Here is a 21,450-nt window from a genome sequence, read left to right as displayed (position 1 = left end):
GACAGCGTACGGTGAACCAGATCTTCGACTACCCCGACCTGTGGGCGCAGGCGCTCTGGGGGACGGTCGTGCTCTTCTTGGGCGGCGGCCTGATCGCGCTCGTGCTCGGCTTCATCGTGGCGGCCATGCGCGTGTCGCCCGTGCCCATCGCCCGCGCGGTCGGCGCGGTGTACGTGAACTGGATCCGCAACACCCCGCTCACGCTGGTGCTGTTCTTCTTCGCGTTCTGCGTGCCGCTGCTGATCGACGTCCCGCGCGGCAGCTTCTTGACGCTGGCCGTGTGCGGCCTCGGCATCTACACCGCGACCTATGTGGCCGAGACCCTGCGCGCGGGCATCAACACCGTGCCCGTCGGCCAGGCGGAGGCGGCTCGCGCGCTCGGCCTCGGCTTCGGCCAGGTCATGACCCTCGTGGTCCTGCCCCAGGCGACCCGCTCGGTCATCCCCCCGATGATGAGCGTCTTCATCGCCCTGCTGAAGAACACCACCGTCGCCGCCGGATTCTCGGTGGTCAACCTCGGGAACATCCGAGCGACGATGAGTGAGAACGGCGAGAACCAGCTCGTCACCATCCTCCTCGTGATGGCGGTCTTCGTCATCCTGGTCCTGCTGCTCGCTGCGCTGCAGAACGCGGCCGAGAAGAAGTGGAAGGTCGCCCGATGAGCTCCTCCGTCCTCTACGACGTCCCGGGTCCCCGCGCGCAGCTGCGCAACCGCATCCTCGGCGTCATCACGCTCGTCCTCGTCGTCGCCGTCATCGGCTTCGTGGTCTGGCGCTTCATCGACACCGGCCAGTTCTCGGCGGCGAAGTGGAACGTCTTCAGCTACAGCGCGATCTGGGAGCGATTCGGCCAAGCGACGCTCGCAACCCTCGCGGCGTTCGCCGTCGCGGCCGTCGGGGCCCTCGTGCTCGGCTTCATCCTTGCCATCGGCCGGATGTCCGACCACCGCTGGGTCCGCCTCCCGGTCGGCTGGGTGGTCGAGCTTCTCCGCGCCGTGCCCGTCCTCGTCTTCATGCTGTTGCTGTACTACGGTCTGCCGGTCGTCGGCATCAAGATGTCGTCGTACTGGGCCGTCGTGATCGCGCTGATCCTCTACAACGGTTCCGTGCTGTCCGAGGTCATCCGTGCCGGCGTCGAGGCGCTCCCGCGCGGACAGAGCGAGGCCGGCTACGCCGTAGGTCTGCGCAAGTCGGGTGTGATGCGCCTGATTCTGCTCCCGCAGGCGATCCGCGCCATGCTGCCCGTGATCATCGCCCAGCTCGTGGTGACGCTGAAGGACACCGCGCTCGGCTTCATCATCACGTACCCCGAACTGCTGTACTTCGCCCGTCTGCTCGGCTCGAACGGCGAGTACGGATCGCCGTTGATCCCCGCCGCGATGATCGCCAGCGTCATCTACGTGGCGATGTGCCTCGCCCTGTCGTACACCGCGCACCGCGTCGAGCTCGGCCTGCGCCGCTCGCCAAAGGGCGGCAACGTCGCTCCCGCGGAGCCCGCGGGCCAGACCGGCACCGACACCGAGCTCATCGTCGCCCAGCGCGGACTCGGCAAGTTCGACTCCCACGGCGGCGCTGCGAGATTCTGAGTCACGGCACCGACGGGCGGGGGAGTGTCCCCGCCCGTCGGTAGACTCTCATCTCGTGTCCGACGCACCCGAGATCACCCCTGAGGCCGTCGCCTCCGCGGTCGATGAGGCCCTTGCCGCCATCGCCGCCGCCGCGACCACGGCCGAGCTCAAGTCCGCCCGTTCCGCCCACACGGGGGAACAGTCCTCCCTCGCTCAGCTGAACGCCCAGATGCGCAACGTCGCCCCCGACCAGAAGGCCGCCTTCGGCAAGCTCGTCGGACAGGCGCGCGGTCGGGTGAACCAGGCGCTCGCCGCGCGCGAGAGCGAGTTGGCCGCGGCCGAGACCGCCGCGCAGCTCGAGGCCGAGCGCATCGACATCACGGCGCTGCCGCAGCGCGCCCGCATCGGGGCACGGCATCCGATCTCCCTCCTCCAGGAGCAGGTGTCCGACATCTTCGTCGGCATGGGCTGGGAGATCGCGGAAGGCCCCGAGCTCGAGCACGAGTGGTTCAACTTCGACGCCCTCAACTTCGACGTCGATCACCCCGCGCGCCAGATGCAGGACACGTTCTTCGTCGACCCGGTCGCCCGCCACCTCGTGCTGCGCACGCACACGAGCCCCGTGCAGGTGCGGTCGATGCTCGAGCGCGACCTGCCCATCTACGTGCTCTGCCCGGGCCGGGTGTACCGCACCGACGAGTTCGACGCGACGCACCTGCCGGTCTTCACACAGTTCGAAGGTCTGGTCATCGACAAGAACATCACGATGGCGCACCTCAAGGGCACGCTCGACCACGCCGCGCGCGTGCTGTTCGGGCCTGAGGCCAAGACGCGCTTCCGCGCCAACTTCTTCCCCTTCACCGAGCCGAGTGCCGAGCTCGATCTGTGGCACCCCACCTTCAAGGGCGGGGCGCGCTGGATCGAGTGGGGCGGCTGCGGCATGGTGAACCCCAACGTGCTGCGGGCCGCGGGCATCGACCCCGAGGAGTACTCGGGCTTCGCCTTCGGCATGGGCATCGAGCGCACGCTCATGTTCCGCAGCGACGTGCAAGACATGCGCGACATGGCCGAGGGCGATGTCCGCTTCAGTGAGCAGTTCGGAATGGTGGTCTGATGCGCGTCCCGCTCTCCTGGTTGCGCGAGTACGTCGACGTGCCCGCAGAGGCCACGCCCGACGACGTCCTCGCCGCCCTCGTCTCGGTCGGTTTCGAAGAAGAGGACGTGCACCGCTTCGAGCTGTCCGGTCCGATCGTCGTCGGAGAGGTGAAGGAGTTCAATCCCGAGCCCCAGTCCAACGGCAAGACCATCCGCTGGTGCCAGGTCGACGTCGGCGCCGAGAACGGGGGAGTGCGCGGCATCGTCTGCGGTGCCGGCAACTTCTTCGAGGGCGACAAGGTCGTGGTGACCCTGCCCGGTTCGGTGCTGCCCGGTCCCTTCCCGATCGCGGCCCGCAAGACCTACGGGCACGTGTCCGACGGCATGATCGCCTCGGCGAAAGAGCTGGGCCTGGGCAGCGAGCACAGCGGCATCCTCCGTCTGATCGATCTCGGGATCGACGCGCCGGTCGGAACGGATGCCATCGCACTGCTCGGTCTGGACGACCTCGCGGTCGAGATCAACGTCACCCCCGACCGCGGCTACGCCCTGTCACTGCGCGGGGTCGCCCGCGAGTACTCGCACGCGACGGGAGCGGACTTCCGCGACCCGGGCCTCGGCCACGACGAGGCCGCGGCGCGCACGCCCTCGGGCTTCCCGATCACGGTCGCCGACCAGGCGCCCATCCGCGGCCGCCGCGGCGCCACCGAGTTCGTCGCGCGCATCGTCCGCGACGTCGACCCCTCGCGCCCGACGCCGCCGTGGATGATCACGCGCCTGTCGCTCGCCGGCATCCGCTCGCTCGGGGTGCTCGTCGACATCACCAACTACGTCATGCTTGAGCTCGGTCAGCCCCTCCACGGCTACGACCTCGACCGCCTGCAGGGTGGTATCACGGTGCGTCGAGCGGAACAGGGCGAGAAGCTCGAGACCCTCGACGGGCAGGTGCGGACCCTCGACGCCGAAGACCTCCTGATCACCGACGAGTCGGGACCGATCGGACTCGCCGGTGTGATGGGCGGCGGCCCCACCGAGATGAGCGACGCCACGCGTAACGTGCTGATCGAGGCGGCCACCTTCGACCAGGTCTCGATCGCGCGCACCGCGCGTCGTCACAAGCTGCCCTCCGAGGCCTCGCGCCGTTTCGAGCGCGGCGTCGACCCGCTCGTCCCGTACGTGGCGGCCGAGCGTGTCGCCTCGCTGATGGTCGAGCTCGCGGGCGGCACTCTCGACACCGAGCTGGGCGGGTCGCTCGGCTCGACGTACCGCCGCGAGGCGATCACGCTGCCCGCGGGCTTCGTCCCCGGGCTGATCGGCGTCGAGTACACCGACGACGAGATCGTCTCGGCCCTGCGCCTCATCGGCTGCGCGGTCGACGAGCGCGAGGGCGGCTGGGCGGTCACGGCACCGTCGTGGCGCCACGACCTCAGCGACAAGTGGACGCTCGCCGAAGAGGTGGCGCGTATCGAGGGCTACGACCGGATCCCGTCCGTCCTCCCGACGCCCCCGTCGGGCCGCGGGCTCACCGCCGCGCAGCAGGGGCGCCGTCGCGTGGCGAACGCTCTGGCCTCTGCCGGCTTCGTCGAGACGCCGTCGTTCCCCTTCACCACCGAGGAGCAGAACGCCCTGCACGGCTCGCCGTCGGGTGATCCGCTGCCGAGCGTGAAGCTCGCGAACCCGCTCGACGGACTCGCTCCGTTCCTGCGCCGTTCGTTGATCCCCGCTCTGCTACAGGTCGCGCATCGCAACGTCTCGCGCGGCATCGTCGATCTCGCGCTGTTCGAGGCCGGCACGGTCTTCCTCCCGAAGCCGGGCGTGCAGTACGGCACCGCGTCGGTGCCGCCGCTGGCGGTGCGGCCGGATGCCGCGACCCTCACGGCCCTCGACGCGTCGATTCCGCCGCAGCGCCGTCACGTGGCCGTTCTGCTGACCGGTCACACGGTCGCGAAGCAGCCGGGTCAGCCGGCGGTTGCGGCGGATCTCGCCGATGCCGTGGACGCCGTGCGCGTGTTGACCGCCGCCGCCGGGCTCGACATCGAACTCGTGCAGGCGCAGCGTGCGGCGCTCCACCCGGGGCGCACGGCCCGTGTCCTTTCCGCGGGGACCGACATCGGCTACGTCGGCGAGCTGTTGCCGGCTGTCGCGGCCGCGGCGGACCTGCCCGGACGCGTTCTCGTGGCCGAGCTCGACCTCGACGCGATGCTCGAGCTGGCGCAGGCGCGCCCGGTCGCGGCATCCCTCTCGGGATTCCCCGCCGCCACGCAGGACGTGTCGCTGACGGTTCCGACCGACGTCGCCGCGGGTGCCGTGCGCGCCGCGCTGATCGAGGGGGGAGCCCCGCTGCTCGAGGGCGCCCGGCTCGTCGACGACTACCGCGGCCCCGGTCTCTCAGAGGGCAAGAAGAGCCTGACGTTCGCGTTGCGGTTCCGTGCCGACGACCGCACCCTCACCGCGGCCGAGGCGACCGAGGCGAAGCTCGCCGGTGTCGCCGTGGCGGCAGAACGTTTCGGTGCGGCGATCCGCGACTGATCGACCACGCGTGACCTGGAGCGCCGACGGCCTACGCCGCTCGGCGCTCCGGCGTTTTCACCCGCTCCACAGCGGGGGAGGCGGCGTCCTCGCGCGCCTGACGTTCGGCATACACTCAGGTGCGCGTTCGCGCGCGAGGGCCTGCCCTCATCGCCGGTAAAGGGGGCAGTCGGAAGTGCCCGGCGATGAGGGCAGGTTTCACAGCATAACCTGACCGTGTCCCCCATTTGGGGGACACGGCCATCGAGGGGCGTGTCGTCCCCGGCTCGCCGGGCGTCACAGCGGGGCGGGGGACGATTTGCCCCGCGCCCTCCGCGGCGGATACCCTCGCCACATGTCGTCGATCACCGTGCGCACCGAGGAGCTCTTCGTGAGCACCGGTGGCGAGCGTCGACGTCGGGTCGCGCGCCGATTCTCGGCGACCTCGTAACCCGCCTCCGGTCGGGCATACGGGCGTCGCCGCCCCGGTACACGCTGCTTTCAGCACCAGCCCCGACTCGTAAGGTGGATACATGACCCTCTCGGTCGCCGTCTCCGGCGCTTCCGGCTACGCGGGTGGCGAGATCCTCCGCCTCCTGGCCGCTCATCCCGACGTCGAGATCCGCACCGTCACCGCGCACTCCAGCGCGGGACAGCCGCTCGTCGCCCACCAGCCGCACCTGCGCTCCCTCGCGCACCTCGAACTCCAGCCCACGACGCCCGAGGTGCTCGCGGGTCATGACGTGGTGTTCCTCGCCCTGCCGCATGGCCAGTCGGCGCAGTACACCGACGCCCTGGCTGATACGCCCCTCATCATCGACGCCGGAGCCGATCACCGCCTGGTCTCCGCGGAGGACTGGGCGCAGTTCTACGGGGGGCCGCACCCCGACCCGTGGGCCTACGGAGTCCCCGAGCTCCCGGTCGCGGGCGGGAAGCAGCGCGAGAAGCTCCGCGGTGCCACGCGCGTCGCCGCCCCGGGCTGCAACGCCTCGACCGTGGCCCTCTCTCTCGCCCCCGGTGTCGCCGCCGGCGTCATCGACCCCGCGGACATCGTGTCGGTGCTCGCGGTCGGACCGAGCGGGGCCGGCAAGTCGGCCAAGACGAACCTCCTCGCCAGCGAGATCCTCGGATCGGCGAACCCCTATGCCGTGGGCGGCACCCACCGTCACATCCCCGAGATCCGGCAGGCCCTGGTCGCCGCGGGGGCGTCGAGCGACGCCATCCGTCTGTCTTTCACTCCCGTGCTCGTGCCGATGGCGCGGGGCATCCTCGCCACGTCGTCGGCTCCGATCCGCGAGGGGGCGAAGGATGCCGAGATCCGCGGCGCGTGGGAGAACGCGTACGGTGACGAGCCGTTCGTCGAGCTGCTGCCCGCGGGGGTGTTCCCGCGCACGGCCGACGTGCTCGGTGCGAACGTCGCCTCGATGGGGCTCGCGATCGACCGCGCGGCGAACCGCGTGACGGTGGTGGCCGCCGTCGACAATCTCGTCAAAGGCACCGCCGGTGCGGCCATCCAATCCATGAACCTGGCGCTGGGTCTCGCCGAGACCACCGCCCTTCCCCTGAACGGAGTCGCCCCGTGAGCGTGACCGCCCCCGCTGGATTCGAGGCGGCCGGAGTCGCCGTCGGGCTCAAGTCGACCGGCGCGCGAGACGTCGCGGTGGTGGTGAACCGGGGGCCGCTCAAGGTGGGCGCCGCGGTGTTCACGTCGAACCGCGCGAAGGCGAACCCGATCCTGTGGTCGGAGCAGGTCGTCACGGACGGCACGATCGAGGCCGTGGTGCTCAACTCGGGCGGGGCCAACTGCTTCACGGGATCGTTCGGCTTCCAGACGACCCATCAGACCGCCGAGCGTGCGGCCGAGCTCCTCGGCGTCGGCGCGGGCGATGTGGTGGTGTGTTCCACCGGTCTCATCGGCACCGGAGACGAGGTGTTCCGCGCGAAGGTCCTGCAGGGCGTCGACGAGGGCGTCGCCGCTCTCTCGGCCGAGGGGGGAGAAGACGCGTCTCTGGCGATCATGACCACCGACTCGAAGCCCAAGCGCGCGGTCCACGCGGGCGACGGATGGTCGATCGGCGGCATGGCGAAGGGGGCCGGGATGCTGGCCCCGGGCCTGGCGACGATGCTCGTCGTGCTGACGACCGACGTCGTTCTCGACGCCGCGGAGGCCGACGCGGCGCTCCGCTCGGCGACGCGCGTGAGCTTCGACCGGCTCGACTCCGACGGCTGCATGTCGACCAACGACCAGGTCACGCTCATGGCCAGCGGTGCCAGCGGCATCCGGGTGGATGCCGAGGAGTTCGCCGCGGCCCTCGCCGGGGTGTGCGACGACCTCGCCGCTCAGCTGCAGGGCGACGCCGAGGGAGCCAGCCACGACATCACGATCCGGGTCGTGAACGCCGCGAGCGAGGACGACGCCGTCGAGGTCGGTCGCTCGGTCGCCCGCAACAACCTCTTCAAGGCCGCGATCTTCGGCAACGACCCCAACTGGGGTCGGGTGCTCGCCGCCATCGGCACCACCGACGCGGCCTTCGACCCCTACGACGTGGACGTGTGGATGAACGGCGTGCGTGTGTGCACGGCCGGTGGTCCCGATCGTCCTCGCGAGGACGTCGACCTCACTCCGCGCGCCACCGACCTCGTCATCGACCTCAAGGTCGGCGAGGCCGCGGCCACGATCCGCACCAACGACCTGACGCACGATTACGTCCACGAGAACAGCGCTTACTCCTCATGACCCACGTCGATCTGCAAGACACCGATCCCGCCGAAGCCAGCGAACGGGCGGTCACGCTCGTCGAGTCGCTGCCCTGGGTGCGCAAGTACCGCGACCAGGTCGTGGTGGTGAAGTACGGCGGCAACGCCATGGTCAGTGATGAGCTGCAGGACGCCTTCGCGGCCGACATCGCATACCTGCGGTACGTGGGCGTGAAGCCCGTCGTCGTGCATGGCGGTGGTCCCCAGATCTCGTCGATGCTCGATCGTCTCGACATCCCCAGCGAATTCCGCGGCGGCTACCGCGTCACCTCGACCGAGGCGATCAGCGTGGTGCGCATGGTGCTGACGGGCCAGATCAACCCGCAGCTCGTGGCCAAGGTCAACGCGCACGGACCGCTGGCCACCGGTCTGAGCGGAGAGGACGCGGGCCTGTTCGGCGGTCGGCGTCGCGGCGTCGTCGTCGACGGCGTCGAGCACGACCTGGGCCGCGTCGGCGATGTCGTCACGGTGGACCCTCAGCCGGTTCTCGATCACCTCGCCGCGGGCCGTGTGCCGATCGTGTCGAGCATCGCGCCCGACCTCGACAACCCCGGGAACTCGTTGAACGTGAACGCGGATGCCGCGGCAGCGGCGCTCGCGACGGCGCTCAACGCCAAGAAGCTCGTCGTCCTGACCGACGTCCCCGGGCTCTACGCTGACTGGCCGAACCGCGACTCGCTCGTGTCGCACCTGACCTCGATCGAGCTGCGCGCGATGCTGCCGACGCTCGAGTCGGGGATGATCCCCAAGATGCAGGCGTGTCTCGACGCCGTCGACGGGGGAGTACCGACGGCGGCCATCATCGACGGACGCGTGCCCCACTCGGTGCTCGTCGAACTGTTCACCAGCAAGGGAATCGGAACGGAGGTGGTCGCATGACCGCGGACACGACTCAGGAAACCGGGGCGCAGCGCGCCGCCTGGCAGGACGACGCGGGACGCGACCTCGTGCGCAGCTTCGGCGACCGCATGGCGCTGTTCGTCCGCGGCGAGGGGGCGTACGTCTGGGACAGCGAGGGCACGAAGTACCTCGACTTCCTCGCGGGCATCGCCGTGAACGCCCTCGGCCACGCGCACCCCGTGTTCGTGAAGGCCGTCTCGGAGCAGGCGGCGACGCTCGCTCACGTGTCGAACTACTTCGCCACGCCCCCGCAGCTGGCGATGGCGGCGCGGCTGAAGCGCCTCGCCGGAACGGGCGAGTCGGGTCGCGTGTACTTCGGCAACTCCGGCGCCGAGGCCAACGAGGCTGCGCTCAAGCTCGCGCGCCTGCACGGTCGCGGCACCGACCGCACCCGGATCCTGACCCTCAAGGGCGGGTTCCACGGCCGCACGATGGGTGCCCTGGCTCTCACCGGCAAGCCCTCGCTGCAGGCCGACTTCCTTCCGATGGTTCCGGGCGTCGAGCACATCGACGCCACGATCGAGGCCCTCGAGGCCGCGATGGACGAGCGCGTCGCCGCCTTCCTCGTGGAGCCCATCCAGGGCGAGGCCGGAGTGGTCGAGCTGCCCGAGGGCTACCTGCGGGCGGCGCGCGAGATCACGGCGCGCCACGGTGCGCTGCTGATCATCGACGAGATCCAGACCGGCGCGGGTCGCACCGGCGTGTGGTTCGGCTTCCAGCACGCCGGGATCGTTCCGGATGCCATCACGGTGGCCAAGGGCATCGGCGGCGGCTTCCCGATCGGCGCTCTCATCACCTTCGGGGCGGCCAGCGACCTGTTCTTCCCCGGCACCCATGGCTCGACCTTCGGCGGCAACGCCCTGGGCACCGCCGTCGGCGGGGCCGTGCTCGAAGAGATCGAGTCCGCCGGCCTCGTCGAGAATGCCGCGCGGCGCGAGACGCAGCTGCGCGAGGGGATCGCCGCCCTCGGCTCGCCCCTCGTGGCGGGCGTGCGCGGTCGCGGTCTGCTCCTCGGCATCGGACTCACGAGCCCGGTCGCCAAGGCCGTGGTCGCCGCCGCCCAGCAGCACGGTCTGGTCGTCAACGCCGCGAACGACGACACGATCCGCATCGCGCCGCCCCTGACGATCCAGGATGCCGAGATCTCGGACTTCCTCCACCTCTTCGGTGCCGCGCTCGCCACGGTGTCCGACGCCCTCATCCTCGAAGGAGCCCCCGCGTGACCCGCCACCTGCTGCGTGACGACGACCTGACCCCGGCCGAGCAGGCTGAGATCCTCGACCTCGCGATAGAGCTGAAGAAGGACCGCTGGGCGCAGAAGCCGCTCGAAGGCCCCCAGACGGTCGCCGTCATCTTCGACAAGTCGTCGACGCGCACGCGTGTCTCGTTCGCCGTCGGCATCGCCGACCTCGGCGGCTCGCCGCTGATCATCTCGACCGCAAACAGCCAGCTCGGCGGCAAGGAGACCCCCTCCGACACCGCGCGCGTGCTCGAGCGTCAGGTCGCCGCGATCGTGTGGCGTACCTACGCCCAGGCGGGTCTCGAAGAGATGGCGCGCGGGACGCGCGTGCCGGTCATCAACGCCCTCAGCGACGACTTCCACCCGTGCCAGCTGCTGGCCGACCTGCTCACGATCCGCGAGCACAAGGGTGAGCTGAAGGGACTGACCCTGTCGTTCTTCGGCGACGGCCGCAGCAACATGGCGCACTCCTACGTCCTCGCTGGCGTCACCGCGGGCATGCACGTGCGCGTTGCCGCGCCCGACGACTACGCGCCCCGCGCCGATGTGATCGCCGATGCCGAGCGCATCGCCGCCGAGACCGGTGGGTCGATCTCGCTGGTCAGCGACCCCGAGGCTGCGGCATCCGGAGCCGACGTCATCGTGACCGACACCTGGGTGTCGATGGGCAAAGAAGAGGAGAAGATCGCGCGCATCCGCGACCTGGGCGGGTTCAAGGTCACGACCGAGCTCATGACCCGCGCCGCCGACGACGCGATCTTTATCCACTGTCTTCCCGCCGACCGCGGCTACGAGGTCGACGCCGAGGTCATCGACGGCCCGCAGAGCGTGGTGTGGGACGAGGCCGAGAACCGGTTGCACGCCCAGAAGGCCCTTCTGGTGTGGCTTCTGCGCCAGCAATGACCTCGTCGCCGATCGGCCGTGCCTGGTCCCGTTTCGACGGGGCGGGCCGGCTGGTCGGCGTGGACCTCGCGCGGGGTCTGGCGGTGCTGGGCATGCTCGCCGCGCACCTGCTCGACACCGAGCGCACCCTCACCCCCGATCCGAGCACGTGGATCACCCTCGTGAACGGTCGCTCGTCGATCCTCTTCGCCGTGCTCGCAGGGGTCTCGATCGCCCTCGTCACCGGCGGTCCCCGCCCGCTCGAGCCGCAGCGGCGACCGCGTGCGGCGGCGCGGTTGGCGCTGCGCGGAGCTCTACTCTGGGTGATCGGCCTGCTGCTGGTGATGACGGGGGTGCCGGTCTACGTCATCCTCCCCGCCTACGCGCTGCTGTTCGTGCTCGCGCTGCCGTTCCTCGGGATGCGCGCGCGCAGCCTCTTCGTCGCCGCGGGCGTGCTCGCGCTGGTCATGCCGTGGATCCAGCCGATCCTCGACGCCGCACCCGTCTGGGCCGGTCTCGGGGGCGCGGAGCTCGAAGCGGCGGTCGGGTGGGCCTATCCGTTCACGGTGTGGATCGCGTTCCTCCTCGCGGGGATGGGGGTGGGCCGACTCGATCTGCGGAGCCTCGCGGATCAAGGGCTCCTCGCGATGGCGGGGCTCTCGCTCGCGCTCGCCGGGTACGGCTTCGCGATCGCCACGCGCCCGGTCGCGGCGGGCGACCCCTACCTCGCCGCCGTGCTGACCGCCGAGGATCACTCCTCGGGGCTGTGGGAGGTCATCGGCTCGGGCGGCTTCGCCCTGCTGACGATCGGGGTGTGCCTGCTGCTGTGCCGTACCCCGCTGCGCTGGGTGGCGGTGCCGCTGCGCGCGGTCGGCTCGATGCCACTCACCGCGTACGTGCTGCAGCTGGTGGTCTGGGCCGTCGTGGCGCTGGTGCTGTTGGGTGACACCTCCGACCTCGGGGGCATCCGCGAGGCGGGATTGTTCGTGCCCCTCGCCCTGGGGCTCCTCGTGGGCTGCACGGTCTGGGCGCTCACGATCGGCCGCGGCCCGCTCGAGATGTTCATCGACGCCGTCGTGCGCCGGATCGTGGGGCGGGATGCCGCGCCGGGGGCGCGGACGCGGGGTCCGGCGCCCGTCATCGGCTCCGGCGGTGTCGGCGGCCCTCGGTAGGCTGGACGACATGAGCAGCGAGACCGGTCAGTCGACGAACGAGGGCGCCCTGTGGGGGGCCCGTTTCTCGGGCGGACCGTCTCCCGAGCTGGCGGCCCTGAGCCGCTCGACCCACTTCGACTGGGATCTCGCTCTGTACGACATCCAGGGCTCGCACGCCCACGCCGCCGCCCTCGCAGCCGCGGGCTACCTCACGGCCGACGAGGCGCAGGCCATGCACGACGGTCTCGACGAGCTCGCGGCCCGCGTGCAGGACGGCTCGCTCGTCGCGGCTCCCGGTGACGAAGACGTGCACGGAGCGCTCGAGCGTGTGCTCATCGAGACGGTGGGTCCGGCCCTCGGCGGCAAGCTCCGCGCCGGTCGCAGCCGCAACGACCAGATCGCCACCCTCGTCCGGCTGTATCTGCTGGATCACTCGCGCACCCTGACCCGCGAACTGCTGCGTCTTATCGACGCGCTGGTCGCGCAGGCCGAGGCGCACGAGGGCGCGATCATGCCGGGTCGCACCCACCTGCAGCACGCGCAGCCGGTGCTGCTCGCCCACCATCTCCAGGCCTACGGGTGGGCCTTCGTCCGCGGCCTCGAGCGCCTGCGCGACTGGTCGGTGCGCGCCTCGGTCTCGCCCTACGGCGGCGGTGCCCTCGCCGGAGCGACCCTCGGCCTCGATCCGCAGCTCGTGGCCGACCGCCTGGGGCTCGCCCGCCCCGCCGAGAACTCCCTCGACGGCACGGCCTCGCGCGACGTGGTCGCCGAGTTCGCGTTCATCACCGCGATGATCGGCGTCGACCTCTCGCGCCTCGCCGAAGACGTCATCCTCTGGAACACCCGCGAGTTCGGCTTCGTCACTCTCGACGACTCGTACTCCACCGGCTCGAGCATCATGCCGCAGAAGAAGAACCCCGACATCGCCGAGCTCGCTCGCGGTAAGGCCGGTCGCCTCATCGGCAACCTGTCGGGGCTGCTCGCGACACTGAAGGGGCTTCCGCTCGCCTACAACCGCGATCTGCAAGAAGACAAAGAACCCGTCTTCGATTCGGTGCGCACCCTCGAGCTGGTGCTTCCGGCGTTCTCGGGCATGATCGCGACGCTCCGCTTCCACACCGACCGCATGGCCGAACTCGCTCCGCAGGGCTTCTCGCTCGCGACCGATGTCGCCGAGTGGCTGGTGCGCCAGGGTGTGGCCTTCCGCGACGCCCACGAGATCTCGGGCGCGCTCGTGCGGGCGTGCGAGGAGCGCGAGATCGGTCTCGAAGACGCCGACGACGCCCTGCTGGCTTCGGTGTCGCCCGCTCTCACCCCTCAGGTGCGCGAGGTGCTGACGATCGAGGGCTCGGTGTCGAGTCGAACGGGCGTGGGAGGCACGGCGCCGGCGCGGGTGGGGGAACAGCGCGAAGAGCTCGTGGCGCGCGCGCAGGCGGCATCCCGCACACTCATCGCCTGAGTATCAGTTATTCGCTTATCATTTGACGAAAATAAGCGTTAAACTTATCTCATGACCGTTGCCGTGATTGCCGACATCGTCGCGTCGCGGCGACTCGATGACCGTGCCGGGGCGCAACGCGCCATCGAAGACGCCGTCGCCACCGTCCAGAACGATCTGCCCCTCGCCACCGCCCCCCTCACGGCCGTGGTCGGCGACGAGCTGCAGGGCGAATACGACGACCTCTCGAGCGCTCTCGCGTCCCTGCTCCTGCTGCGCCTGGCGCTGCCCGATGACGTCGACTGCCGATTCGGCATCGGTGTCGGCGACGTGCGCCCCATCGAACTGGCCGACCGCACCGTCCCCGAGGGGCCGGCCTGGTGGGCCGCTCGAGAGGCCATCAACCACATCGAGCGCCTGCAGCAGCGCGCCGCGCCGCTCGCCCGCACGTGGATCGTCCTCGGCGAGGGGGAGGATGCCACCATGACCGAGACCATCGCGCTCGCCCGCGCCTACGCCCTGAGTCGCGACCAGCTCGTGTCGGCCATGAGCGAGAGGTCGCGCAGACTCACGTACGGTCGCTGCCTCGGCCGCTCCCAGCGCGACCTCGCCGACGCCGAGGGTGTCAGCCAATCCGCCGTGTCGCAGGCGCTCGCGACGGCGGGGGCGGCGTCGCTCGTCGAGGGTTTCGCGGCGCTGACCGCGGGGGCTCGATCGTGATCGCGGCCGGGCTTCTGCTCCTCGCGGTCGGCGCGGTCGATCTGCTGCGCCAGATGATCCGCACGCGTCGGTGGCTCGCCTTCGCGGTGGCATCCGTGCTCCTCGTGCTGTTCTCGGCCGGACTCGACGCCGTGATCGCCGGGCTCCTCGCCGTCGCGGTCGCCGCCATCTGGACGTGGGTCGTGCCCGAGGACGGTCCCGCCCGCGCGGGCCTGTGGCCTGTCGCCCTGCTCGCGCTCGCCGCGGCGGCGTGCGTGGTCATCGCCCCGGGGCGGGAGCGGCCGGGGATGCTCGGCGAGGCGTGGGCGGCGTATCGCCCGGGAGCGTCGGTGTCGATCGACGTGGCCGTCCTCGTCATCGGCTGTCTGGTCTTCCTGCTGGAGTCGGGAAACGCGGTGGTGCGCATCGCGCTGCGTTCCGAGATGGGCGGGCGCGCGGCCGACCCCGAGGGCGCCACCGTGCCGACCCTCAAGGGCGGACGGCTGATCGGGCCGCTCGAGCGCATCCTCGTCTTCGTGCTGACGCTGACCGGTGCGTACACGCTTCTTGCCGCGGTCCTGGCGGCGAAGGGGATCGTGCGCTTCCCCGAGATCTCGAGAGACCGTGACGACGGCGACCGCGCGGAGTACTTCCTCATCGGCAGTCTGGTCAGCTGGGTCACCTCGCTCGCCGCGGCGTTCCTCGTGTGGTGGGTCGTGCACGCGGGCTGACGCCTCACGACCCGCGCGGAGCGGCTACGGTCGAAGCACATCACAGGGGGAGATGGACGCATGAACGCTGCACCGGGCTGGTACGACGCGGGGACGCCGGGGCGCGTCCGCTGGTGGAACGGAACGCAGTGGACGGTGCACGAGGCGCCGGTCGCCGCCGCGGCCCCGGTCGCTGCGCCGCCGCAGCCGGTCGCGGTGCCCGCCCAGTCCGGGCCGCAGCCGGGCTGGTACCCCACGACAGCGGGCGAGCTGCGCTGGTGGGACGGCACCATCTGGACGGGCTCCCGCGTGCGCGACGGCAGAGCGGGGATCGACTGGGCAACGCTGGAGCGGCCGGTCTTCGGATGGGTCGCGGGAGGGATGTTCCTGTTCGCGGGTCTGTGCTTCGTGCTGTCCGGCGTTCTCACGCGGAACCTCACGATCCTGCCCTTGTTCTTCCTGGCGTTGTCGGCGTTGTGGTTGGCGATGGCCGCGCAGAGCACGCGTGTACGACGGATCCCGACACCGGTCGGAGACCCCGTCGCTCCTGAGCAGGTGCGCCCGCTGCCCGGAGAGGTCGACGGACCCGGCGCGGGGTGGTACCCGATCAGCCGCGTCGCTCATCGGTGGTGGACGGGTCAGCGGTGGGGGGCCTACCTCTCGTCGACCTTCGGGGTGCGTCCCACCTTCCACGCCGAGCAGTCGATGCGGACGCTCCGCATCGCGTTGACGGTGATCGCGGCGTTGACGGGGATCGCGATCGTCGTCGGCATCGTCCTCATCTCGATCGCGGCCGGGCCCGTGCAGCTGGCCATCGGCGTGCTCGTGACGGTGTGCGCGGTCCTGTTTGGGGTCGCCATCGCGGTCATCTGGGTGGTCGCGCGCTCGCAGACCCGCGTTCTGCTCCTCCCGACCGATCCGCCCGCGACCGCCGCCGGTCATCCGCCCCAGCCACCCTGGTGAGTGCCCGGGCCGTGGCATCCGGAGTCGGACACCCTCGCTGCTACCCTGAACCGGTGTCTGCCTCCACCGACGCGGCGCCCGTGAGCGCCCTCGCCCCCGCCATCGATCCGACCTTCGACAACGTCTGGGACGAGCTCGTCTGGCGCGGTCTGGTGCATGTCTCGACCGACGAGGGCGAGCTGCGCGAACTGCTCGGCGGAGACCCGATCACGTTCTACTGCGGCTTCGACCCGACCGCGCCGAGCCTGCACCTCGGCAACCTCGTGCAGCTGCTCACGATGCGTCGCCTGCAGCTGGCCGGTCACCACCCGCTCGGACTGGTCGGCGGGTCGACCGGTCTCGTCGGCGACCCGCGTCCCACGGCCGAGCGCACGCTCAACGCGCGCGAGACCGTCGAGGAGTGGGTGGGTCTGCTGCGCGGTCAGGTCGAGCGTTTCCTGAGCTTCGAGGGCGACAACGCCGCGCGGATCGTCAATAACCTCGACTGGACCGCACCTCTCAGCGCGATCGACTTCCTCCGAGACATCGGCAAGTACTTCCGTGTCGGCACGATGCTGAAGAAGGACGCGGTCAGCGCGCGCCTGAACTCCGAAGCGGGCATCAGCTACACCGAGTTCAGCTACCAGATCCTGCAGGGCCTCGACTACCTCGAGCTGTACCGCCAGTACGGCTGCGTGCTGCAGACCGGCGGCAGCGACCAGTGGGGCAATCTCACCAGCGGCACCGACCTGGTGCGCCGCGCCGAGGGCGTCTCGGTGCACGCGATCGGCACCCCGCTGATCACGAACAGCGACGGCACGAAGTTCGGCAAGAGCGAGGGCAACGCGATCTGGCTGGATGCCGAGATGTGCAGCCCCTGGGTCATGTACCAGTTCTGGTTGAACACCGACGACCGCGACGTGGTCGAGCGCCTGAAGGTGTTCACCTTCCTCACGCGCGCCGAGATCGCCGAGTACGAGGCCCTGGTCGAGGCGGAGCCCTTCCGTCGCGCGGCGCAGAAGCGTCTCGCCCGCGAGGTGCTCACGACCGTGCACGGTGTGGAGGCCACCGAGGCCGTCATCGCGGCCACCGAGGCGTTGTTCGGGCAGGGCGATGTGACGGTCCTCGACGCCGCGGTGCTCCGCAGCGCGCTCGAAGAGCTGCCGCATGCGACCGTCGCCGCCGGCTCCACCGTGGTCGAGGCGCTCACGGCCACGGGCCTGTGCGCGAGCCTGAGTGAGGCCCGTCGCGCGATCTCGCAGGGCGGTGTCTCGCTCGACGGCGAGAAGATCACGAGCGACGAAGCGGTCGTCGAGGGGACGCTCCCCGGCGGCGTCTCCGTGCTGCGCCGCGGAAAGAAGACCCTCGCGGGGCTTTTCCTGAGCTGACATGCCGTTCACACCGAGCCACGCCGTTGTCGCGCTGCCTTTCCTGCGCACGCGGCTGGTTCCGGCGGCGATCGCGATCGGGGCGATGACCCCCGACCTGCCGCTTTTCGTGCGCGGGATGTGGCCCGGCTACGGCGTGACGCACGATGTCGCGTGGCTGCCGGTCACCGTCGTCGTCGCCTTCGTGCTGCTGCTGGTTTGGCGGTGCGTGCTGCGTCCGGCCACCCGAGAGCTGCTGCCGCGACCGGTGGCGGAGCGGTTGCCGGCGCAGTGGGATGCCGGCGCCCCCACGGCGCTGCGCGAGAGCGTCGGCGGGGGAGTCATCGGCATCCTGTGGCTCGTCCTCTCGCTCGCGCTCGGCGTCGCCTCGCACATCGCCTGGGACCTGTTCACGCATGAGGGTCGGGTGGGCGAGCAGCTGCTGCCCGCCCTCGCGGGTCAGTGGGGGCCGTTCACGGGGGCCAAGTGGTTGCAGCACGCCTCGAGCGCGTTCGGGCTGGCCGTGCTGGCCGTCTTCGCGCTGGTGTGGCTGTCGCGGCACGCGCCCGAGCCCGTGCGGAGGCAGATGCCGGATGCCGCCCGCTGGGCGTGGTGGCTCTCGCTCCCGGTCGCGTTGGTCGTGGCATCCGTCATCGCGCTCGCGGTGAACGGCGGGTTCGACGAGGAGTACACGACCACGCACCTCATCTACGGCGTGCTGACGAAGGTCGCCGCGGCGTGGGCAGCGCTGACGTTGGCCCTGGCGCTGTTCGTGCAGGCGCGGCGCGCGCGGGTCGCGGTGCGCGCGGGTTAGCGGCGTCCGGTCCCGCGACAGTCTCGGAGACCTTGGTTGTCGCGCGGTGCGACCTCGGCCCGGCCCGCGGGTCACACGGGCGCGTGGACGGGCGGCGGCTAGACTCGGGGACGTTATGACGAAGGCAGGAGACTCGGTGTCGGCGAGCACAAAGGGCCAGAAGACGGGCGCAGACGAGGTCATCCTCGGACCCACCGGTCGCCCCTATCAGGGGTTCCCCACCCCGAAGCCGCTCGACAGCCACGGTCCTGCCCGCATCATCGCGCTCTGCAACCAGAAGGGCGGCGTCGGAAAGACGACGACCACCATCAACCTGGCGGCCTCTCTCGCCGGGTACGGGCGACGTGTGCTCGCGATCGACTTCGACCCGCAGGGTGCGCTGTCGGCGGGTCTCGGCATCCAGACGCACGACGTGCCGACCATCTACGACCTGCTGCTCGACACCAAGCGCGACCCGCGCGAGGTCATCGTGTCGACGCGGGTCGAGGGTCTCGACATCCTGCCCGCGAACATCGATCTGTCGGCGGCCGAGGTGCACCTTGTCAACGAGGTCGCCCGCGAGACGATCCTCGCCCGGGTCCTGCGCAAGGTCGCGGCCGACTACGACGTGATCCTCATCGACTGCCAGCCCTCGCTGGGTCTGCTGACCGTCAACGCCCTGACGGCGGCCCACGGCGTGCTGATCCCGCTCGAGTGCGAGTTCTTCGCCCTCCGCGGTGTCGCGTTGCTCGTCGAAACGATCGACAAGGTGCGCGACCGCCTCAACCCGGCGATCGAGCTCGACGGCGTGCTCGCCACGATGTACGACCCCCGCACCCTGCACTCGCGCGAGGTGCTCGAGCGGGTGGTCGAGGCGTTCGGCGACGACGTGCTCGAGACGGTCATCGGTCGCACGGTGAAGTTCCCGGATGCCTCGGTCTCGGGCATGCCGATCACGGAGTTCGCGCCCGAGCACGCCGCCGCCCAGGCCTACCTGCGGTTGGCGCGGGAGCTGGTCGCCCGTGGCGCCGTCGCCTGACGACACCCCCGACGCCGTCGCCCTCGCGACGGCCCCCGAGCCCGCGTCGGACGCCGAGCTCGCTTCGGCCGCCGATCCGACGTCTATCCCCGAGCCTGTCGAAGGGGCCGGATCCGACGCACCCGGCTTCCGCGTCACCCTCCCCGTCTTCGACGGCCCGTTCGACCTGCTGCTGACCCTGATCTCGCGCGCCGAGCTCGACATCACCGAGGTCGCCCTCAGTCGTGTCACCGACGAGTTCATCGCCTATCTGCGGGCGATGGGGCCCGAGAGCGATCTCGACGAGGCGTCGGAGTTCCTCGTGGTGGCCGCGACCCTGCTCGACATGAAAATCGCCGGGCTCCTCCCGCAGGGTGAGCTGGTGGATGCCGAGTCGGTGGCCCTCCTCGAGGCCCGCGACCTGCTGTTCGCCCGCCTGCTGCAGTACCGCGCGTTCAAGGAGGTCTCGGCGTGGTTCGCGCGGTGCCTGCAGCGCGAGGACAAGCGGCACACGCGCAACGTCCGGCTCGACGAGAAGTACCGCAGCGCCGTGCCGGAGCTGAAGTGGACGCTCAGCGCCGACGATTTCGCCGCGCTCGCGGTGGTGGCCTTCGCGCCGAAGCAGATCCCCACGGTGGGACTCGACCACCTGCACGCGCCCCTGGTCAGCATCCGCGAGCAGGCCGCGATCGTGGTGACCCTGCTGCGTTCCGCGGGGACCCTGAACTTCCGCGACCTCGTCGCCGGGGTCACCGAGACGGGGGTCGTCGTCGCACGATTCCTGTCGATCCTCGAGCTGTACCGCCACGCCGCGCTGTCGTTCGAGCAGCTCGAGCCGCTCGGCGAACTCACCCTGCGCTGGACCGCCGAGCGCTGGTCGGAAGAGAACCTCGCCGCCCTGGGAGCCGACTATGACCGATGACTCCGTGATCGACACCGCGTCCGCGCAGGCCCCGATCCCCGCGCAGCGCCCGAGTGACGCGGCATCCGTCGCCCGTCGCCTCGAGGCGATCCTGCTGGTCCTCGACGAGCCGCAGAGCCTCGTAAGCCTCGCCGCCGCCGTCGGCGCGCCCGTGCCGGCCGTCCGACAGGCCGTCGAGGCGCTCGTGGCCGACTACGACGGCCGGACCGGGGGACCGGTGCGGGGTTTCGAGCTGCGCGAGGTCGGCGGCGGGTGGCGGCTCTACGTGCGCGAGGAGTACGACGACGTCGTCGGCGAGTTCGTCAACACGCAGGCGCCCTCGCGCCTGTCGCAGGCGGCGCTCGAGACCCTGGCCGTCATCGCCTACAAGCAGCCCGTGACCCGGGGGCAGGTGGCATCCATCCGCGCGGTGAACGTCGACTCGGTGGTGCGCACGCTGCTGTCGCGCGGTCTCATCACGGAGGTCTTCACCGACTCCGACACGGGCGCGATCCACTACGGAACGACCGACCAGCTGCTGGTCAACCTCGGCATCAACTCGCTCGACGAGCTGCCGCACATCTCGCCGTTGCTCGACGACGGCTCGGACGGATTCGACGGAGAGGTACTGAAATGAGCGACGCTTCAGACGCAGCGACAGAGGGCGCGGGCTCGGCGAGCGAGGATGGCGTCCGCCTGCAGAAGGTGCTGGCGAACAGGGGAGTGGCCTCGCGCCGCGTCGCCGAGCAGATGATCGTCGAAGGACGCGTGCGCGTGAACGGTCTCGTCGTCACCGAGCTCGGTCGCCGCATCCACCCCGAGACCGACCTGGTCGACGTCGACGGCACGGCCATCCAGCTCGACGAGTCCAAGCGTTACGTCATCCTCAACAAGCCCACCGGGGTCGTGAGCTCGATGAGCGACGACCGCGGTCGCCCCGACCTCCGTCAGTACACGAAGGACTGGGACGAGCGGCTCTACAACGTCGGACGACTGGATGCCGACACGAGCGGCCTGCTGGTGCTGACCAACGACGGCGACCTCGCCCACGTGCTCGCGCACCCCTCGTTCGGGGTGACGAAGGTCTACATCGCCAAGGTCGAGGGGCAGGTGCTGCCGCAGACGATCCAGCGCCTCATCAGGGGCGTCGACCTCGAGGACGGGCGCATCGTCGCCGACAAGGCGCGGCTGCTCGACTCCTCGCGGGGCGAGAGCCTGGTCGAGCTGACCCTGCACTCGGGCAAGAACCGGATCGTCCGACGGATGATGGCCGAGGTCGGTCATCCGGTCGTCGAGCTGGTCCGTCGGCAGTTCGGGCCGCTCCACCTGGGAACTCTCCCGGTGGGGAAGGCCCGCGAGTTGACTACAGTAGAACGAGGTGCCCTGCTGACGCTGTCCCGTCAGGACGACAGCGCTCCGGCCGATCCGGCGGAGTGAGCCTCTCGGGCGCTTCGCGGTGCGAGCGGCGCCGCCCAGGGC

Annotated in this window: 20 protein-coding genes; all 20 read left to right on the top strand. The window is 70.6% G+C overall.

Annotated features, from left to right (window positions below; genetic code table 11):
• Window positions 1–11: 11 nt before the first annotated feature.
• The 20 genes from AB6V31_RS04660 (at window position 12) to AB6V31_RS04565 (ending at window position 21,408) form a co-directional block, all read left to right on the top strand.
• Window positions 12–662 (top strand): amino acid ABC transporter permease, encoded by a 651-nt coding sequence (locus AB6V31_RS04660; RefSeq protein WP_056227456.1) that lies wholly within the window; start codon window positions 12–14, stop codon window positions 660–662.
• Window positions 659–1,585, top strand: coding sequence for an amino acid ABC transporter permease (locus tag AB6V31_RS04655; protein WP_056227459.1), 927 nt, complete (start codon window positions 659–661; stop codon window positions 1,583–1,585). The genes AB6V31_RS04660 and AB6V31_RS04655 overlap by 4 nt, the downstream gene beginning before the upstream one ends.
• Before the next feature lie 55 nt (window positions 1,586–1,640).
• A complete protein-coding gene (pheS, locus tag AB6V31_RS04650; RefSeq protein ID WP_369364371.1) occupies window positions 1,641–2,681 on the top strand; it encodes a phenylalanine--tRNA ligase subunit alpha in 1,041 nt (346 codons plus the stop codon).
• Window positions 2,681–5,191, top strand: a complete 2,511-nt coding sequence (gene pheT / locus AB6V31_RS04645; RefSeq protein ID WP_369364369.1) for a phenylalanine--tRNA ligase subunit beta — start codon at window positions 2,681–2,683, stop codon at window positions 5,189–5,191. Before pheS ends, pheT begins: the two co-directional genes overlap by 1 nt.
• 512 nt (window positions 5,192–5,703) lie before the next feature.
• A complete protein-coding gene (gene argC, locus AB6V31_RS04640) occupies window positions 5,704–6,753 on the top strand; it encodes an N-acetyl-gamma-glutamyl-phosphate reductase (protein ID WP_369364367.1) in 1,050 nt (349 codons plus the stop codon).
• A complete protein-coding gene (gene argJ / locus AB6V31_RS04635; protein ID WP_056227470.1) occupies window positions 6,750–7,907 on the top strand; it encodes a bifunctional glutamate N-acetyltransferase/amino-acid acetyltransferase ArgJ in 1,158 nt (385 codons plus the stop codon). The genes argC and argJ overlap by 4 nt, the downstream gene beginning before the upstream one ends.
• Complete coding sequence (gene argB, locus AB6V31_RS04630) at window positions 7,904–8,806, top strand: acetylglutamate kinase (RefSeq protein WP_369364365.1); 903 nt, start codon at window positions 7,904–7,906, stop codon at window positions 8,804–8,806. Before argJ ends, argB begins: the two co-directional genes overlap by 4 nt.
• The gene (locus AB6V31_RS04625) at window positions 8,803–10,050 is read left to right on the top strand and encodes an acetylornithine transaminase (RefSeq protein WP_369364363.1); all 1,248 of its coding nucleotides are present in this window, start codon (window positions 8,803–8,805) and stop codon (window positions 10,048–10,050) included. The genes argB and AB6V31_RS04625 overlap by 4 nt, the downstream gene beginning before the upstream one ends.
• Window positions 10,047–10,970: an ornithine carbamoyltransferase gene (gene argF / locus AB6V31_RS04620; protein WP_074694255.1), complete on the top strand. Its 924-nt coding sequence runs from the start codon at window positions 10,047–10,049 to the stop codon at window positions 10,968–10,970. Before AB6V31_RS04625 ends, argF begins: the two co-directional genes overlap by 4 nt.
• Complete coding sequence (locus AB6V31_RS04615) at window positions 10,967–12,121, top strand: heparan-alpha-glucosaminide N-acetyltransferase domain-containing protein (protein WP_369364360.1); 1,155 nt, start codon at window positions 10,967–10,969, stop codon at window positions 12,119–12,121. The genes argF and AB6V31_RS04615 overlap by 4 nt, the downstream gene beginning before the upstream one ends.
• A 10-nt stretch (window positions 12,122–12,131) precedes the next feature.
• Entirely contained in the window at window positions 12,132–13,562 is a 1,431-nt protein-coding gene (argH, locus tag AB6V31_RS04610; RefSeq protein WP_369364358.1) for an argininosuccinate lyase, read from the top strand.
• A 51-nt stretch (window positions 13,563–13,613) separates the two neighbouring features.
• A complete protein-coding gene (locus AB6V31_RS04605; RefSeq protein ID WP_369364356.1) occupies window positions 13,614–14,261 on the top strand; it encodes a SatD family protein in 648 nt (215 codons plus the stop codon).
• Window positions 14,258–14,971: a hypothetical protein gene (locus AB6V31_RS04600; RefSeq protein WP_369364355.1), complete on the top strand. Its 714-nt coding sequence runs from the start codon at window positions 14,258–14,260 to the stop codon at window positions 14,969–14,971. The genes AB6V31_RS04605 and AB6V31_RS04600 overlap by 4 nt, the downstream gene beginning before the upstream one ends.
• Before the next feature lie 60 nt (window positions 14,972–15,031).
• Complete coding sequence (locus AB6V31_RS04595; RefSeq protein WP_369364353.1) at window positions 15,032–15,913, top strand: DUF2510 domain-containing protein; 882 nt, start codon at window positions 15,032–15,034, stop codon at window positions 15,911–15,913.
• A gap of 53 nt (window positions 15,914–15,966) precedes the next feature.
• On the top strand, window positions 15,967–17,280 hold the full coding sequence (gene tyrS / locus AB6V31_RS04590) for a tyrosine--tRNA ligase (RefSeq protein WP_369364352.1): 1,314 nt from the start codon (window positions 15,967–15,969) through the stop codon (window positions 17,278–17,280).
• Between the two features lies 1 nt (window position 17,281).
• On the top strand, window positions 17,282–18,073 hold the full coding sequence (locus tag AB6V31_RS04585) for a DUF4184 family protein (RefSeq protein WP_369364351.1): 792 nt from the start codon (window positions 17,282–17,284) through the stop codon (window positions 18,071–18,073).
• Between the two features lie 115 nt (window positions 18,074–18,188).
• Window positions 18,189–19,091, top strand: coding sequence for a ParA family protein (locus AB6V31_RS04580; protein WP_056227506.1), 903 nt, complete (start codon window positions 18,189–18,191; stop codon window positions 19,089–19,091).
• 85 nt (window positions 19,092–19,176) lie between these two features.
• The gene (locus tag AB6V31_RS04575; RefSeq protein ID WP_369364630.1) at window positions 19,177–19,992 is read left to right on the top strand and encodes a ScpA family protein; all 816 of its coding nucleotides are present in this window, start codon (window positions 19,177–19,179) and stop codon (window positions 19,990–19,992) included.
• Entirely contained in the window at window positions 19,982–20,608 is a 627-nt protein-coding gene (gene scpB / locus AB6V31_RS04570; protein WP_056227509.1) for an SMC-Scp complex subunit ScpB, read from the top strand. The genes AB6V31_RS04575 and scpB overlap by 11 nt, the downstream gene beginning before the upstream one ends.
• Window positions 20,605–21,408: a pseudouridine synthase gene (locus AB6V31_RS04565; RefSeq protein WP_369364349.1), complete on the top strand. Its 804-nt coding sequence runs from the start codon at window positions 20,605–20,607 to the stop codon at window positions 21,406–21,408. The genes scpB and AB6V31_RS04565 overlap by 4 nt, the downstream gene beginning before the upstream one ends.
• Window positions 21,409–21,450 lie beyond the last annotated feature (42 nt).

Source organism: Microbacterium sp. 16-032, from assembly GCF_041079455.1.
In the GTDB taxonomy this organism is placed as follows: domain Bacteria; phylum Actinomycetota; class Actinomycetes; order Actinomycetales; family Microbacteriaceae; genus Microbacterium; species Microbacterium testaceum_A.
Note: the sequence above shows the minus strand (reverse complement) of the source record. Positions and strands in the feature narration are given on the sequence as shown.

What these genes read in the sequence shown, in the direction of transcription:
- argB (WP_369364365.1), top strand. Translation starts at nt 7,904, where the DNA reads ATGACCCACGTCGATCTGCAAGACACCGATCCCGCCGAAGCCAGCGAA.
- AB6V31_RS04565 (WP_369364349.1), top strand. Translation starts at nt 20,605, where the DNA reads ATGAGCGACGCTTCAGACGCAGCGACAGAGGGCGCGGGCTCGGCGAGC.
- scpB (WP_056227509.1), top strand. Translation starts at nt 19,982, where the DNA reads ATGACCGATGACTCCGTGATCGACACCGCGTCCGCGCAGGCCCCGATC.
- AB6V31_RS04605 (WP_369364356.1), top strand. Translation starts at nt 13,614, where the DNA reads ATGACCGTTGCCGTGATTGCCGACATCGTCGCGTCGCGGCGACTCGAT.
- AB6V31_RS04595 (WP_369364353.1), top strand. Translation starts at nt 15,032, where the DNA reads ATGAACGCTGCACCGGGCTGGTACGACGCGGGGACGCCGGGGCGCGTC.
- AB6V31_RS04615 (WP_369364360.1), top strand. Translation starts at nt 10,967, where the DNA reads ATGACCTCGTCGCCGATCGGCCGTGCCTGGTCCCGTTTCGACGGGGCG.
- AB6V31_RS04655 (WP_056227459.1), top strand. Translation starts at nt 659, where the DNA reads ATGAGCTCCTCCGTCCTCTACGACGTCCCGGGTCCCCGCGCGCAGCTG.
- argH (WP_369364358.1), top strand. Translation starts at nt 12,132, where the DNA reads ATGAGCAGCGAGACCGGTCAGTCGACGAACGAGGGCGCCCTGTGGGGG.
- AB6V31_RS04580 (WP_056227506.1), top strand. Translation starts at nt 18,189, where the DNA reads ATGACGAAGGCAGGAGACTCGGTGTCGGCGAGCACAAAGGGCCAGAAG.
- argC (WP_369364367.1), top strand. Translation starts at nt 5,704, where the DNA reads ATGACCCTCTCGGTCGCCGTCTCCGGCGCTTCCGGCTACGCGGGTGGC.
- pheT (WP_369364369.1), top strand. Translation starts at nt 2,681, where the DNA reads ATGCGCGTCCCGCTCTCCTGGTTGCGCGAGTACGTCGACGTGCCCGCA.
- AB6V31_RS04585 (WP_369364351.1), top strand. Translation starts at nt 17,282, where the DNA reads ATGCCGTTCACACCGAGCCACGCCGTTGTCGCGCTGCCTTTCCTGCGC.
- AB6V31_RS04625 (WP_369364363.1), top strand. Translation starts at nt 8,803, where the DNA reads ATGACCGCGGACACGACTCAGGAAACCGGGGCGCAGCGCGCCGCCTGG.